This is a genomic window from Janthinobacterium rivuli (assembly GCF_029690045.1).
GTDB classification, from domain to species: domain Bacteria; phylum Pseudomonadota; class Gammaproteobacteria; order Burkholderiales; family Burkholderiaceae_D; genus Janthinobacterium; species Janthinobacterium rivuli.
Genome location: NZ_CP121464.1, coordinates 5,020,444 through 5,034,831 on the forward strand (window position 1 = coordinate 5,020,444; position 14,388 = coordinate 5,034,831).

Sequence of the window (14,388 nt, forward strand, 5' to 3'; positions counted from 1 at the left end):
CCGAAAAAAAGCCCGGCATCGGCCGGGCAGGTTACTTATGCTTCTGTCGTCGCCAGGTTCAGGTTCAACTGGGAACGCGGCGTATCTTCGGGCGCTGCCGCCTTCGGATGGTGGCGCGCATACTCCAGGCGGTCCAGGTATTCCTGCGACACGTCGCCCGTCACGTACACGCCATCGAAGCACGACGCCTCGAAGTTGGTGAGCGCAGGATTGACGTCGGCGATCGCCTGCTTCAGCGCGCCGATATCCTGGTAGACCAGGTAGTCGGCCGTAATTTCGCGGCACACTTCTTCCGTCGTGCGGCCGTAGGCGATCAGTTCGTCGCGCGTCGGCATGTCGATGCCGTACACGTTCGGGTAAATCACCGGAGGCGCTGCCGAGGCGAAGATGACTTTCGTCGCGCCCGCTTCACGCGCCATCTGCACGATTTCACGGCTGGTGGTGCCGCGCACGATGGAATCGTCGACCAGCAGCACCACTTTATCCTTGAATTCGGACGGGATCGCGTTGAGCTTCTGGCGCACGGATTTCTTGCGCGCCGCCTGGCCCGGCATGATGAAGGTGCGGCCGATGTAGCGGTTCTTGATGAAGCCTTCGCGGTACTCGATGTTGAGCGCCATGGCCAGCTGGATGGCGGCCGGACGCGAGGAATCGGGAATCGGCATGACCACGTCGATATGCACGCCTGGTAACTCGGCACGGATCTTTTCGGCCAGGTATTCGCCCATTTTCAGGCGCGTGGCGTACACGGAGGCGCCGTCGATGACGGAGTCGGGACGGGCCAGGTAGACGAATTCGAACACGCACGGGTTCAGGCTGGCGTTGTCGGCGCACTGGGCGCTGTGCAATTTCTTGTCGGCATCGATGAACACGGCTTCGCCGGGACCGATGTCACGCACGAAGCGGAAGCCCATGCCTTCCAGGGCGACGGATTCGGAAGCGATCAGGTATTCGGGACCTTGCTCCGTTTCATTGATGCCCAGGCACAGCGGACGGATGCCGTGCGGATCGCGGAAGGCCAGCAAGCCCACGCCGGCGATTTGCGCCACGGCAGCATAACCGCCCTTGACGCGGCGGTTCAGCACGGTCACGGCCTTGAAGATGGCTTCCGGGTCCAGGTTCAGGCCCGTCGTCGCTTCCTGGATTTCATGCGCCAGCACGTTGAGCAGCACTTCCGAGTCGGAATCGGTATTGATGTGGCGGCGGTCGTTCTTGAACATTTCCAGCTTCAACTGCTCCCAGTTGGTCAGGTTGCCATTGTGCGCCAGGGTGATGCCGAACGGCGCATTCACATAGAACGGTTGTGCTTCCTCTTCGCTCGACGAACCGGCCGTCGGGTAGCGGCAATGGCCGATGCCCGTCGTGCCTTGCAGCGAACGCATGTTGCGCGTACGGAAGACGTCACGCACGAGGCCGTTGGCCTTGTGCATGGAAAACATACTGCTGTGATTGGTCGCAATCCCTGCCGCGTCCTGACCGCGATGTTGCAGGAGCAACAATGCATCATAGAGCAATTGATTGACAGGTTGATGGGAAACGACGCCGACGATGCCACACATGGTGTGCTCCTAAACTGTGCTACTGATTTTAAAAAAATTCAAAATTTCACATGCTGCGCGTAAGCGGCAGGCAGATAAGGCTTGATGGCGCGCGCGCCCTGCTCCGCGAGCGGGCTGAGCTGCGCGTTTTTCCAGAATGGCTGCTGCGGTATGGAAGTCATGCCACACAAGATGACGGCGGTCAGCACGATCACAAGCCCCCGCGCCACACCGAACAGGGTGCCCAGGGTGCGGTCGGCCAGGCTCAGGCCCGTCACCTTGACGAGCGCGTCGACCGTCATGGACAGCAATCCCATCAAAATGCGCACGCCGATGAACAGCACCACGAAAGCCAGCAACAAACGGATGGCTTCGCCCGGTACGGCTTCCGGCAGGAATTTCGCCAGGGTGGCGCCATACGCGTTGGCGATGACGAACGCCACGATCCAGCTGACCAATGACAGTATTTCCTTGACCAGGCCACGCATCATGCTGATCAGCACGGACGTCACCAGCACGAACAGCACCAGGTAATCGAAGATCGTCACGCGCGTTCAGCCTTGCAACATCACGCCGGCACCAGACTGCCGCCCAGGCCCAGCTTTTGCAGCTTGGCGCGGGTCTTTTCGGCGTCTTCGCGGCTGCCGAACGGGCCCACGCGCACGCGGATACGCTCGCCCGCCGGGCTGGAGACTTTCTGAGTGTACGACTTGATGCCCGCTTCGCGCAGCTTGTCCTGCAATTCGTCAACCTTGTCCTGCGTCGCCAGGGCCGCCACCTGCACCACGAACTTGCCGCTGCCGGCGTCGTGCGCCTTGTCTTGCACCTTCTCTTGCGGTTTGTCTTGTGGCTTGCCTTCCAGAATCGCCAGCGCGCGCGCGGCATCGTCGGCCGATTGCGCCGGCTTGGCAGGCTTCGGTTCGGGCTTGGCTTCCGGTTTTACTTCATGCTTGGGTTCGGGCTTGGACTCGTGTTTCGGCTCGGGCTTGCTTTCGTGTTTCGGTTCCGGTTTCGGCTCCACCTTGACAGGCTTGGGCTCGGGTTTCGGTTCCACATAAGTTGGCTTGACCGGTGCAGGCTGGGCGGCGGCCAGCACGGGTGCCGGTGTGGGCGTCGGCTTGGCCGCAGGCGGCAGCGGCGTATCGACGATTTCCTCGGACTGGTCCAGGCCATTCGCTGCAGCTTGCGCCGGGACGGCCGGCACGGGCGCCGGTGCAGGCGCAACAGCCTTTTCCTTCGACGGAATGTCGATGGCGATATCGTTGAACGGTGCCTTCGGCTCGGAATCGAGCAGCATCGGCAAGCCGACAGCCACGCCCAGGGCCAGGGCAATGGCCCCGACCAGGCGACGGCGTGCGCGCTTTTTTTCAGGCAAGACCGGATCCGGCGCCTCCTTGCCGCCACGGCGCGATCCGCCGCCACCGGAGGTGTTGGCTGCGCGCTTGCGGGTCGGCGACTGTGCTTCGCCAGGGACATAAAAGCCGCTGTCTTCGCCAGAGGATTCTTGCTTGTTTTTAAACAGTTTCGAGAACAAGCCCATGCGTGATTTTCAGTCGAGTGCGTTTCAGTGAAGTGAGGATTTTCGGGCCTTCATCACGCCGGCAACGGTGAGGAAAGAACCAAAGACCACAATTCTATCATTCTCACCGGCCCGGCTCATTGCATTTGCAAAAGCTTGTGCCGGATCATCGAAAATAGACACAGTATGTTCGCTGCTGTCAGGCTTGTCTTCGAGCATGATCTGCACCTTGGCGGCCAGCTCGGAAGCCGTGGCCGCGCGCGGCGAAGGCAGGCCCGTCAGGCACCAGTGGTCGACGTGTTCGCTCATCGCGGCCAATACGCCATCGATGTCCTTGTCCAGCATGGAGCCGAACACGGCATAGGTGTACGGGTGGAAACCCATATTGCCGAGGTTCTGGTTCAGCGCCGACGCCGCGTGGGGGTTGTGCGCCACGTCGAGGATCACGCTGGGTCGGCCAGGCAAGACCTGGAAGCGGCCCGGCAGCTCCACCGTCACCAGGCCCGTGCGCACTTCCTGCGCACCCACGGGCAGTTTCAGCTTCAGCACTTCCAGGGCGGCCAGCACGGCCGTCGCATTCAGGATCTGGTTGGCGCCGCGCAAGCTTGGATACGCGAGCGAATTGCGGCGCTGCTCGCGTCCGCCGTAGTTCCACTGCTGCTTGTCGCCCGAATAATTGAAATCGCGGCCCATCAGCCACAGGTCGGCGCCGATGGCCTCGGCATGGTCGATCAGCGACTGCGGCGGCACGGGGTCGCTGCAGATGGCCGCCTTGCCCGGACGGAAAATGCCCGCCTTTTCAAAGCCGATCGCTTCGCGCGTGTCGCCCAGGTAATCCGTGTGGTCGATATCGACGCTGGTGACGATGGCCACGTCGGCGTCGATCACGTTGACGGCATCCAGGCGCCCGCCCAGGCCTACTTCCAGGATGGCCACGTCCAGCTTCGCCTGCGACAGCAAATGCAAAATCGCCAGGGTGGTGAATTCGAAATACGTCAGCGGCGTATCGCCGCGCACGGCTTCGACGGCATGGAAGCTGGCGACGATCTGCTCGTCGCTGGCCATCTCGCCCAGCACGCGCGCGCGCTCGTTAAAGTCGAGAAAATGCGGCTTGATGTACAGCCCCACTTTGTAGCCGGCACGCAACAGTACGGATTCCAGCATGGCGCAGGTGGACCCCTTGCCATTCGTGCCCGCCACCATGATCACGGGGCAAGTAAAAGCCAGCTGCATGCGCGCCTTGACGGCTTGCACGCGGTCCAGGCCCATGTTGATCTGGGTTTCCGAATGGCGGGTTTCCAGCATGGCGAGCCAGTCCGGCAAGGTGGTGGGGAGGTTTTGCATGGGAGACTTCTTGATGAGGAGACAGTGCGCGAGGCGCGGAGACGGTGTTGCGTGGCAACCGGGCGGGTCCGCAGGACACCGCCCGGCCTGATACTTTGGCGTTACGCCAGGACTTCCACAGCCTGGTTTTGCAACAAGGCCAGCAGACGAGCGATTTCTTCGCGCATCTTGCGGCGGTCGACGATCATGTCGACGGCGCCCTTGGTGACGAGGAACTCGGCGCGCTGGAAGCCTTCCGGCAGTTTTTCGCGCACGGTGTTTTCAATCACGCGCGGACCGGCAAAGCCGATCAGCGCTTTCGGTTCAGCGATGACGACGTCGCCCATGAAGGCGAACGAGGCGGACACGCCGCCCATGGTCGGGTCGGTCAGCACGCTGATGAATGGCAATTTCTTTTCGGACAGCTTGGTCAGCATGGCCGTGGTTTTCGCCATCTGCATCAGGGACAGCAAGCCTTCCTGCATGCGCGCGCCACCGGTGGCGGTGATGCAAATGAACGGCACTTTCTGTTCCAGCGCGATTTGCGCGCCGCGCACGAAACGCTCGCCCACGACGGAACCCATGGAGCCGCCCATGAATTCGAATTCGAAGCACGCCACGACAACCGGCAGGCTCATGATGGCGCCGCCCATGACGACCATCGCATCCGTCTCGCCCGTCGCTTCCATGGCGGACTTCAGGCGATCCGGGTATTTCTTGCTGTCCTTGAATTTCAAGGTGTCGACAGGCAGGATTTCCTGGCCGATTTCATAGCGGCCGCCCGCGTCGAGCAGGCTGTCGAGGCGTTCACGCGCGCGGATGCGCATGTGATGGTCGCATTTCGGGCACACGTGCAAATTCGATTCCAGGTCCGTACGGTACAGCACGGCTTCGCACGACGGGCACTTGACCCACAGGCCTTCCGGCATGGTCTTGCGCGCGGCGGCGTCCGAACGCTGGATGCGCGGTGGCAGCAGTTTTTCCAACCAACTCATATTTTCTCCTTGGGCCCTTGTAGGGGTAGCGTCGGTGGACGCCCCCGGCAGACGGTAAACGGCGACGCCCCGCAGGGCGCCACCAAAAATTTTATCTATTGCACAATAACAGGCAAATCAGTGGCCGAAGTGTAGCCGTTTATCGCCGGGCTGTCGAACTTTGCCGCCACCCGAGCTTGCGTAAACAACAAGCTTGCTCAGGCATCCAGTGCGGCGCGGATGCCTGCCGTAAAGCTGCGCACGGCGTCGACGGCGCCGCCTTCCGGGGCATTTTCTATCTCCTGGATGATGCGGCTGCCGATCACGACGGCATCGGCCACCTTGGCCACGGCCTTGGCCGTGGCGCCATCGCGAATGCCGAAGCCCACGCCGATAGGCAATTTTACATGCTGGCGGATGGCCGCGAGGCGCTCCGCCACCTGTTCCGTATCAATGTTGCCGGCGCCCGTGACGCCCTTGAGCGACACATAGTAGCTGAAGCCGCCGCCAACCTTGGCCACTTGCGCGATGCGCTCTTCCGTCGAGGTGGGCGCCAGCAGGAAGATCAGGTCGAGGCCCGCTTCGCGCATGGCGGCCGCGAATTCCTCGCACTCTTCCGGCGGATAGTCGACGACGATGGCGCCGTCGGCGCCGGCTGCTTGCGCCGCTGCAATGAAGGCGGTGCTGCCGATGCGCTCGATGGGGTTGGCATAGCCCATCAGCACCACGGGGGTCGTCTGGTTCGTTTCACGGAACTGGCGCACGTAGCCGAACACGTCGTGGATGCCCACATTGAATTTCAATGCCCGCTCGCAGGCCCGCTGGATGACGGGGCCTTCGGCCATGGGGTCGGAAAACGGCACGCCCAGTTCCAGCACATCGGCGCCGCCCTCGACGAGCGCGTGCATCAGCGGCACGGTGGCGTCAGGGCCGGGGTCGCCGGCGGTGATGAAAGTGACCAGGCCGGTCTTGTTGTTCGATTTTAAATTGGCAAAGGTGGTGGCGATACGGGACATGGTGATCTTTCTTGACGGTAAATAGATGGAATATTTTTCAAACCCAACGGCAAATGCTGGGGTCGGACCCTGAGGGTCCGACCCCGGTTCTTGCTTTGGGGTTAAGAGAAATTCAATCCCATGCGCTCCGCCACGGTATGCATGTCCTTGTCGCCACGGCCCGACAGGTTGGCCAGCACGATCTGGTCTTTCGGCAAGGTGGCCGCCAGCTTGGCCGCGTAAGCCAGTGCGTGCGACGATTCCAGGGCCGGGATGATGCCTTCGATATGGCAGCAGTCGTGGAAAGCCTGCAGCGCCTCGTCATCGGTGATCGACACATACTGCGCGCGGCCCGAATCTTTCAGCCATGCATGTTCCGGACCCACGCCCGGATAGTCGAGGCCGGCCGAGACGGAGTGCGTCTCGATGATCTGACCGTTGTCATCTTGCAGCAGATAGGTGCGGTTGCCGTGCAGCACGCCCGGGAAGCCGGCCGTCAGCGACGCCGAATGCTTGCCCGTGTCCAGTCCTTCGCCGGCCGCTTCCACGCCGATCAGTTTTACATCTTTCTGGTCGATATACGGGTAAAAAATGCCCATGGCGTTCGAGCCGCCGCCGATGCAGGCCAGCACATAGTCGGGCTGGCGGCCCGTCATTTCCGGCATCTGCACCAGGCATTCCTCGCCGATCACGGACTGGAAGTCGCGCACCATCATCGGATACGGATGGGGGCCGGCCACGGTGCCGATGATGTAAAAGGTGTTTTCGATATTCGTGACCCAGTCGCGCATGGCTTCGTTCAGCGCATCCTTGAGGGTCTTGGAACCGGATTCGACGGGCACGACGGTCGCGCCCAGCAATTTCATGCGGTACACGTTCTGCGCCTGGCGCTTGACGTCTTCGCTGCCCATGTAGACCACGCATTCGAGGCCGAAGCGGGCGCAGATGGTGGCCGTGGCCACGCCATGCTGGCCGGCGCCCGTCTCGGCGATGATGCGCGGCTTGCCCATGCGCTTGGCCAGCAAGGCCTGGCCAATCACGTTATTGATCTTGTGCGCGCCCGTGTGGTTCAAGTCTTCGCGTTTAAAGTAAATTTGCGCGCCGCCGGCCAGCTCGGACCAGCGCTTGGCGTGGTAGATCGGCGACGGACGGCCGACGAAGTGTTTCAGCTCGTAGCGGAATTCTTCGAGGAACTCCGGATCGACGCTGTAGCGGGCGTAGGCATCTTTCAGCTCGGCCAGCGCATGCGTGAGCGTTTCGGCAACGAAGGAGCCGCCGTACGGGCCGAAGTGGCCGCGCAGGTCGGGAAACGGGTAATCGGTGGCGTGGAACAATGCGGCGGCTGCGCCGGGCGCGGTGGTGTGGTCATTCATGGTTGTTTCCTCTGGCAATGATGGCATCGGCATCCTGCACCGCGGCGATAAACGCGCGGACCAGGGATGCGTCCTTGATGCCCTTGGACGCTTCGACACCACTGCTGATGTCGACGGCGTAAGGGCGCACGCGCACCACTGCGTCAGTCGCGTTTTGTACGCTCAAGCCACCACTGAAAACGACCCGAGGCGCGAGTTCTTTTGGAATGAGGGACCAATCAAATACCTTTCCTGCACCGCCATAGGCATCCACATAGGTATCGAGCAAGAGGCTGGAGAACAAGGGACTGGCGGCGCGATAGCGCTGTTCGTATTCTAGCAAATCTTCAAAGGAGGTGTCGGGTTTGACGCGGAACACTTGCGTAAACGGCGTATTCACGGCGCCAGCCAGCGCGGCGCTGTGTTCCGGCGTCTCGTCGCCATGAAATTGCAGCAGAGACAAAGGCGCAACGGCCTTCGTTGCCCGTACGTCTTCCACCGTGGCGTTGACGAACAGGCCCACCGTCGTCACGTAGGGCGGCACGGCGGCGATCAGGGCAGCTGCCTGTTCGGGCGTCACGTAGCGGGGGCTTTTCGGATAGAACACGAAGCCGATGGCGTCGGCGCCGGCCGCCACGACGGCCTGGATGTCTTCAACGCGGGTCAGGCCGCAGATCTTGATGCGTGTGCGAGGCATGGCAATCCTTTACTTGATTTGATGCAGATCAAAACCAGGGCAAAGCGCTGCTGCTGTCCTGCGGCAATGCCCATTTCGGATCGTAATCGATCTGCGCCAGGTACAGGCCGTCCGGCATGAAGGTGGGCGCGGCAGCGTGGCGGTCCTTGCTTTCCAGCAGATGCCCCAGCCAGTCCGGCTTTTCCCGACCCGTGCCGATGTAGACGAGCGAACCGACCAGGTTGCGCACCATGTGGTGCAGGAAGGCATTGGCCGTAATCGTAAAAATCACGCAATCACCGCGCCGCTCGATGCGGATGTCGTGCATGAGCTTGACAGGCGACTTGGCCTGGCATTGCGCGGCGCGGAAGGCCGTGAAATCGTGCCAGCCCAAGAGCGGCTGCACGGCCTGGCGCATCAGTTCCACGTCCAGCGGCCGGAAAAAGAAGCCGGCACGCCCTTCCACCAGCGGCGAACGGGTAGCGTTGTTGTACAACACATAATGATAAGTGCGCGCGCGGGCGCTGAAACGGGCGTGGAAAAAGTCATTGACCGTCGGATCGCCTTCGAGTTCCTTGGCCCAGCGCACGGCAATGGATTTCGGCAGGAAGGCGTTGACGCCGCGCACCCACGAGTGCACGTCGCGGTTCAGGTCCGTATCGAAATGCACGACTTGCTCGAGCGCATGCACGCCCGTATCCGTGCGGCCGGCGCAGGTAGTGGCCAGGCGCACGCGGGCGAACTGCTCCAGCGCGTTTTCCAGCTGGTCCTGCACCGTTTGCCCGTCTTCCTGCTTCTGGTATCCGTGCCAGGCCGTGCCGTCGTACTGCAGGCCGAGGACGATACGCTTGAGTGGCGTTGCTGTCGTAATATTTTGCATCGAAGCATTATACCGGCGCGGCAGCCCGGTGCGCCGTATCCCCCTAAGCGAGCGAGACGGCGTTCAGGGCAAGGCGCACGGTCGAAGACAGTACGAATAGTACGGCGAGACCGTGCAACGCAGCCATGGACGTAGTATCGACGCTTAGCTTAGCTGAGCAAAGCGCGCATCGTATTGGCTTTCTTGACCTGCTCTTCGCTACCACCCTTGATGACCTCATCGATCAGCTCGCGTGCGCCTTCCTTGTCGCCGATTTCCTGGTAAGCGATCGCCAGGTCCAGCTTGGTATCCATTTCCATGTGGATGGCCGACAACGGGTCGTCCACGCCCACGCTGGCCGCCTTGCCATCGTTGAGGTCCAGGTCGATGCCGGACAGGTCGAACTCCTGTGCCGGCGGTATGGCTTCCGGCAAGGTGGCGGGCGTTTGCGCATCGTCGAACAGGCTGTCGATGGAAGGCTCGGCCGCCGCGACCGGCGCGGCAGCGGGCGCCACCGGCTCGTCGAGGTCGAAATGGGCCAGGTCGACATCCTTCAAGGGATCAGGCAACGGCGTCAAGCCGGCGCCCACGCCATTCACGGGGCCGGCTGGCGGTTCCAGGTCCAGGCCGAAATCCATGCTGGCGTCATACTGCGCATCGTGCGCGGCGGAGACGGGCTTGCTGACCGGTCCCGGCATGACGATCGGGTCGCTCGTGGAAACAGGCTCGAAATCGAGGCTGTCGAGGTCAAAATCGAGGGGATCGCGCACGTCGCGGGCCGCCACGGACGACACCGGTTCGGCCGGCGCCAGCTCGGCCAGCGGTGCGGGCGCAGGAGTCGACAAGTCGTCAGGCAAGTCCATGCTGTGGCCATGCAAGTCGTCGCCAACACCCTTGCTCAGGCTGACGACGGCGTCGTCTTCCGTATCGCCATACAGGGGATTGGTGGGATCGAGCGCCAGGCCCAGCGCGGCCGCCTGCGGCCACTCTTCGCCCTGGCCGCGCGTCAGGCTGTACAGCTCGCTAGCCTGGTCTTCAAATGCGCGCACGTCGTTGCGGGCCGAATAGATTTCCAGCAACTTCAAACGGGCGGCATGGCGCTCCGGATGGATGCGCAAGGCTTCCTTGAGGATATCTTCCGCCTGGCCATCGCGGCCGTAGGCGATATACACGTCCGCTTCGGCGACCGGGTCCGTTTCATTCGCGTCGAGCATGCTGGCGCCCGCTGCGACGGCCACGCCGGCTGCGGCCGCGCCCGTGCCGAACAGGTGGTTGCTCGCTTCGGACTGCTGGTCTTCCGGCGCCAGGCCGGTCGTCGGCGGCGCCACGGGCGCTTCCGGCTCCAGCACGGGGGCGATAGCTTCAGCGGGCGGCGGCGCGTCCTTGCGGCGGCGCGCAATCACCAGCGCGGCCACGGCGGCCAGCAGCGCGGCCAGGCCGATGCCGATAGCGCCCAGGTGGTCGTTGACCTTGTCGGCGAAGGTCGGTTCCAGCGGCGATGGTTTTTTCACCAGCGGCACCGGTTTCGCCTTCGGCACGGGTGGCAGGGCTTCGGCCGGTGCGCTGGCAACGGCGCTGGCCGGCGAGCTTGCCAATGCGCTGGCAGCGGCCTCGGCCGGCTTGGCGGGTGCCGGCGCGCTCTTGTCGGCCATGGCCTTGCTCTTGACCGCCATCAACTTTTCCAAATCGCTGACGTTCTTTTCCAGCTCCTTGACACGGGCAGCCGCTTCATCGACCTGTTTCGCCTTGGCGATCTTGTCTTCCTCGCTGGCGACGGCGCTCTTGCCGGCCGACTTGGCCGCCGGCTCCGCCTTCGATAATTTCAGCTTGTCTTGCGACTCGCTCACGGCCGTCGGCTTTTCCTGCACCTTCGTCGCGCCGATCTTGCCGGCCGTGCTTTGCGTCGCTTGCGCGGCCTTGGCCGGCTTGCTTTGCGACACCTGGCCCGCCAGCTTGTTGCGGTAGGCGTCGAAATCGATGGCGTGCGCCGTCACGATGCCCTTCGCTTCGGCCGCGCCGGTGGCGCGCACAGTGTCCGCGCCCGGCACGGCCAGGATGCGCCCGGCCTGCATGCGGTTCATGTTCTCGCCCTTGAAGGCGTCGGGATTGGCGCGGTACAGGGCGACGAGCATCATGTCGAGCGAAACGCCCGATGGCTTCAGTTCGCTGGCGATGCGGCTCAGGGTGTCGCCCGCCTTGACCTTGTATTCGCCTGCCGCCTTTTTCGTGGCGGGCGGCGCAGTCTCGGCGGCAGGCTTGGCCTTGCCCGGCTCGACTGGCGCCGTCACTTGCGCGCCGCGCGTCTGGCGCGCTTCGGGCGTGTCGAGCACGAACGCATATTCGCGCACCTGGCGGCCGCTCTTGCTGCTCAGTTCCAGCAGCAGGTCGACCATCGGCTCGGCCACCGGTTGCGCCGAACTGATACGGATGAAGGACTTGCCGTTGCGGTTTTCCACGGCAAACGTCAAGGCGTTCAGGGCCGGATTGAATTCCACGTTGGCCTGGCGGTAAGCGTCGGGCGGCGCCAGCTTGGCCAGCAGGCTGGTCGCCTCGCCTGGCTTGACGGCCGATAATTCGACCTCGGCGCGCAGCGGCTGGCCGGCGGCGGACAGCACCGTGATCTTGCCCAGCTCGGCTGCGGATACCGCCGGTGACAATAACACCGCGCAGGCGACAGCGCTGCTGAGTGTTTGAATGGCAAGGGAGGCGACCCGGGGACGAGTGTGTACAGGCATAGTTGGCGGCATCTTAGTTGACATGGGAAAACTGTTACTTTTCCAGAGGTATCAACATATCATCATGCCCAGAGCTATGCAAGCTCCGCATGGTTGAGCCTTGACGGGCTCAGGACGAAAAAAAAGCCGGGAAAACAGCCCCGGCTTGATCTTGATCAGCAATTTGTGGCGCTTACGCGTCGAGCAAAATACGCAACATACGGCGCAGCGGCTCGGCCGCGCCCCACAGCAATTGGTCGCCCACGGTGAACGCGGACAGGTATTCGCCGCCCATGCTCATCTTGCGCACGCGGCCGACAGGAATCGTCAGGCTGCCCGTGACGGCTGCCGGCGACAGGTCGCGCACGGACGCTTCGCGCGTGTTCGGCACGAATTTCACCCATTCGTTGTTGCTGGCGATGATGTCGTTGATTTCATCGAGCGGCACGTCTTTTTTCAGCTTGATGGTCAAGGCTTGCGAATGGCAGCGCATGGCGCCGATGCGCACGCACAGGCCGTCGACAGGAATTTCCTTGGTGCCAAAGTCGATGCCGCGGCCCAGAATCTTGTTGGTTTCCGCGCCAGCTTTCCACTCTTCCTTCGACTGGCCATTGCCCAGGTCCTTGTCGATCCACGGGATCAGGTTGCCGGCCAGCGGCGCGCCGAACTGCTTGATTTCATCCGGGGAATAGCCGTGCTGGGTAGCCAGCACCTGGCGGTCGATTTCCAGAATGGCGGAAGCGGGGTTGTCCAGCAGCGCCTTGACGGAGCCGTTGATGGTGCCAAATTGCGTCAGCAGTTCGCGCATGTGCTGCGCGCCGCCGCCCGATGCCGCCTGGTAGGTCATCGACGTCATCCAGTCGATCAGGTCGTGCTGGAACAGGCCGCCCAGGCCCATCATCATGCACGACACGGTGCAGTTGCCGCCGATGTAGTTCTTGACACCCTTGCCCAGCGCATCCTTGATGACGTGCAGGTTGACGGGGTCGAGCACGATGACGGCGTCTTTTTCCATGCGCAAGGTCGAGGCCGCATCGATCCAGTAGCCATTCCAGCCCGCTGCGCGCAGCTGCGGGAAGACAGCGCTCGTATAGTCGCCACCCTGGCAGGAAATAATGATGTCGCACTTGGACAGTTCGGCGATGTTGTTGGCATCCTTGAGGATGGTTTCATTCTTCGCCATGGCCGGCGCCGAGCCGCCCGTGTTCGACGTCGTGAAAAACACCGGTTCAATGTGGGCGAAATCGCCCTCTTCCTGCATGCGCTGCATCAGGACCGAACCGACCATACCGCGCCAACCTACCAAGCCAACTAATTTCATTACCATTCCTCAAGATGAGACGGCGACTGCCGTCATTAGACTATTTTATCCCAGAGCTTTTACAACTGCATCACCCATGGCCTCGGTACCGACCAAAGTCGTGCCCGCCTCATGGATGTCGGCCGTGCGCAAGCCCTGCGCCAGCACGTGCTTGACGGCTGCCTCGATGCGGTTTGCCTGCTCTTCGCGGTTCAGCGAATAGCGCAGCATCATGGCGGCAGAAAGAATCGTCGCCAGCGGATTGGCGATGCCCTTGCCGGCGATATCGGGCGCCGAGCCGTGCGATGGCTCGTACAGACCCTTGTTGTTGGCGTCCAGCGAGGCCGACGGCAGCATGCCGATCGAACCCGTCAGCATGGCGGCCGCATCCGACAGGATGTCGCCGAACATGTTACCGGTCACCATGACGTCGAATTTCTTCGGCGCCCGCACCAGTTGCATGGCCGCGTTGTCGACATACATGTGGTCAAGCGCCACGTCCGGGTATTCCTTGTGCACGTCGATGACGATGTCTTTCCAGAACTGGAAGGTTTCCAGCACGTTGGCCTTGTCCACGCTGGTGAGCCGCTTGTCGCGCTTTTGCGCAGCCTGGAAAGCCACATGGGCGATGCGGCGGATTTCGCCTTCCGCATAGCGCATGGTGTCAAAACCTTCGCGCTGGCCCTTGAACGGACCATCCGGGCACTCGCGCACGCCACGCGGCTGGCCAAAATAAATGTCGCCCGTCAATTCGCGGATGATCAAAATATCGAGGCCCGACACCACTTCCGGCTTCAGGGTCGAGGCGCCCGCCAGTTCCGGATACAGAATCGCGGGACGCAGGTTGGCGAACAGGCCCAGGTTCTTGCGCAAGCCCAAAATCGCCTGCTCCGGGCGGAACTGGCGCTCCAGATTGTCATATTGGTAGTCGCCCACGGCGCCGAACAGCACGGCATCGGCCGCTTTCGCCAGGGCAAGAGTACCTTCGGGCAGCGGGTGACCATGGGCCGCATAGCCGGCGCCGCCCACGGGCGCCGTTTCCAGCTCGAACGATTCGCCCAGCACATTCAAGACCTTGACGGCTTGCGCGACGATTTCAGGACCGATCCCGTCGCCGGGTAAGATTGCAATTTTCATG

Annotated in this window: 12 protein-coding genes; all 12 read right to left on the reverse strand. The window is 62.5% G+C overall.

Translation table 11 applies throughout. The annotated features are described in order from the left end of the window. Positions 1–35: 35 nt before the first annotated feature. Positions 36–1,559, reverse strand: a complete 1,524-nt coding sequence (gene purF / locus P9875_RS22765; protein ID WP_034750508.1) for an amidophosphoribosyltransferase — start codon at positions 1,557–1,559, stop codon at positions 36–38. Between the two features lie 38 nt (positions 1,560–1,597). Beyond that, positions 1,598–2,086, reverse strand: a complete 489-nt coding sequence (locus tag P9875_RS22770) for a CvpA family protein (RefSeq protein ID WP_046685790.1) — start codon at positions 2,084–2,086, stop codon at positions 1,598–1,600. Positions 2,087–2,106: 20 nt separating this feature from the next. Then, the gene (locus tag P9875_RS22775; protein ID WP_278316674.1) at positions 2,107–3,078 is read right to left on the reverse strand and encodes an SPOR domain-containing protein; all 972 of its coding nucleotides are present in this window, start codon (positions 3,076–3,078) and stop codon (positions 2,107–2,109) included. 24 nt (positions 3,079–3,102) lie between these two features. After that, entirely contained in the window at positions 3,103–4,401 is a 1,299-nt protein-coding gene (gene folC / locus P9875_RS22780; RefSeq protein ID WP_278316675.1) for a bifunctional tetrahydrofolate synthase/dihydrofolate synthase, read from the reverse strand. A gap of 101 nt (positions 4,402–4,502) precedes the next feature. Next, complete coding sequence (accD, locus tag P9875_RS22785) at positions 4,503–5,375, reverse strand: acetyl-CoA carboxylase, carboxyltransferase subunit beta (RefSeq protein WP_010400390.1); 873 nt, start codon at positions 5,373–5,375, stop codon at positions 4,503–4,505. 197 nt (positions 5,376–5,572) lie between these two features. Then, positions 5,573–6,370 (reverse strand): tryptophan synthase subunit alpha, encoded by a 798-nt coding sequence (gene trpA / locus P9875_RS22790; protein WP_278316676.1) that lies wholly within the window; start codon positions 6,368–6,370, stop codon positions 5,573–5,575. Positions 6,371–6,471: 101 nt separating this feature from the next. Continuing rightward, on the reverse strand, positions 6,472–7,722 hold the full coding sequence (trpB, locus tag P9875_RS22795; protein WP_035821039.1) for a tryptophan synthase subunit beta: 1,251 nt from the start codon (positions 7,720–7,722) through the stop codon (positions 6,472–6,474). Then, positions 7,715–8,398, reverse strand: coding sequence for a phosphoribosylanthranilate isomerase (locus tag P9875_RS22800; RefSeq protein ID WP_278316677.1), 684 nt, complete (start codon positions 8,396–8,398; stop codon positions 7,715–7,717). The genes trpB and P9875_RS22800 overlap by 8 nt, the downstream gene beginning before the upstream one ends. 28 nt (positions 8,399–8,426) lie before the next feature. Beyond that, positions 8,427–9,257: a tRNA pseudouridine(38-40) synthase TruA gene (truA, locus tag P9875_RS22805; protein ID WP_278316678.1), complete on the reverse strand. Its 831-nt coding sequence runs from the start codon at positions 9,255–9,257 to the stop codon at positions 8,427–8,429. Positions 9,258–9,406: 149 nt separating this feature from the next. Further along, positions 9,407–11,893 carry a FimV/HubP family polar landmark protein gene (locus P9875_RS22810; RefSeq protein WP_423221800.1) on the reverse strand — a complete coding sequence of 829 codons (2,487 nt, stop codon included), beginning with the start codon at positions 11,891–11,893 and terminating at the stop codon, positions 9,407–9,409. Between the two features lie 250 nt (positions 11,894–12,143). Then, positions 12,144–13,271, reverse strand: a complete 1,128-nt coding sequence (gene asd, locus P9875_RS22815; RefSeq protein ID WP_082654496.1) for an aspartate-semialdehyde dehydrogenase — start codon at positions 13,269–13,271, stop codon at positions 12,144–12,146. A 45-nt stretch (positions 13,272–13,316) separates the two neighbouring features. Next, the gene (leuB, locus tag P9875_RS22820) at positions 13,317–14,387 is read right to left on the reverse strand and encodes a 3-isopropylmalate dehydrogenase (RefSeq protein ID WP_035821051.1); all 1,071 of its coding nucleotides are present in this window, start codon (positions 14,385–14,387) and stop codon (positions 13,317–13,319) included. Position 14,388: the final 1 nt, after the last annotated feature.

Coding starts and splice junctions, on each gene's coding strand:
- purF (WP_034750508.1), bottom strand. CDS start 1,559: ATGTGTGGCATCGTCGGCGTCGTTTCCCATCAACCTGTCAATCAATTG.
- P9875_RS22775 (WP_278316674.1), bottom strand. CDS start 3,078: ATGGGCTTGTTCTCGAAACTGTTTAAAAACAAGCAAGAATCCTCTGGC.
- folC (WP_278316675.1), bottom strand. CDS start 4,401: ATGCAAAACCTCCCCACCACCTTGCCGGACTGGCTCGCCATGCTGGAA.
- accD (WP_010400390.1), bottom strand. CDS start 5,375: ATGAGTTGGTTGGAAAAACTGCTGCCACCGCGCATCCAGCGTTCGGAC.
- trpA (WP_278316676.1), bottom strand. CDS start 6,370: ATGTCCCGTATCGCCACCACCTTTGCCAATTTAAAATCGAACAACAAG.
- trpB (WP_035821039.1), bottom strand. CDS start 7,722: ATGAATGACCACACCACCGCGCCCGGCGCAGCCGCCGCATTGTTCCAC.
- P9875_RS22800 (WP_278316677.1), bottom strand. CDS start 8,398: ATGCCTCGCACACGCATCAAGATCTGCGGCCTGACCCGCGTTGAAGAC.
- truA (WP_278316678.1), bottom strand. CDS start 9,257: ATGCAAAATATTACGACAGCAACGCCACTCAAGCGTATCGTCCTCGGC.
- asd (WP_082654496.1), bottom strand. CDS start 13,271: ATGAAATTAGTTGGCTTGGTAGGTTGGCGCGGTATGGTCGGTTCGGTC.
- leuB (WP_035821051.1), bottom strand. CDS start 14,387: ATGAAAATTGCAATCTTACCCGGCGACGGGATCGGTCCTGAAATCGTC.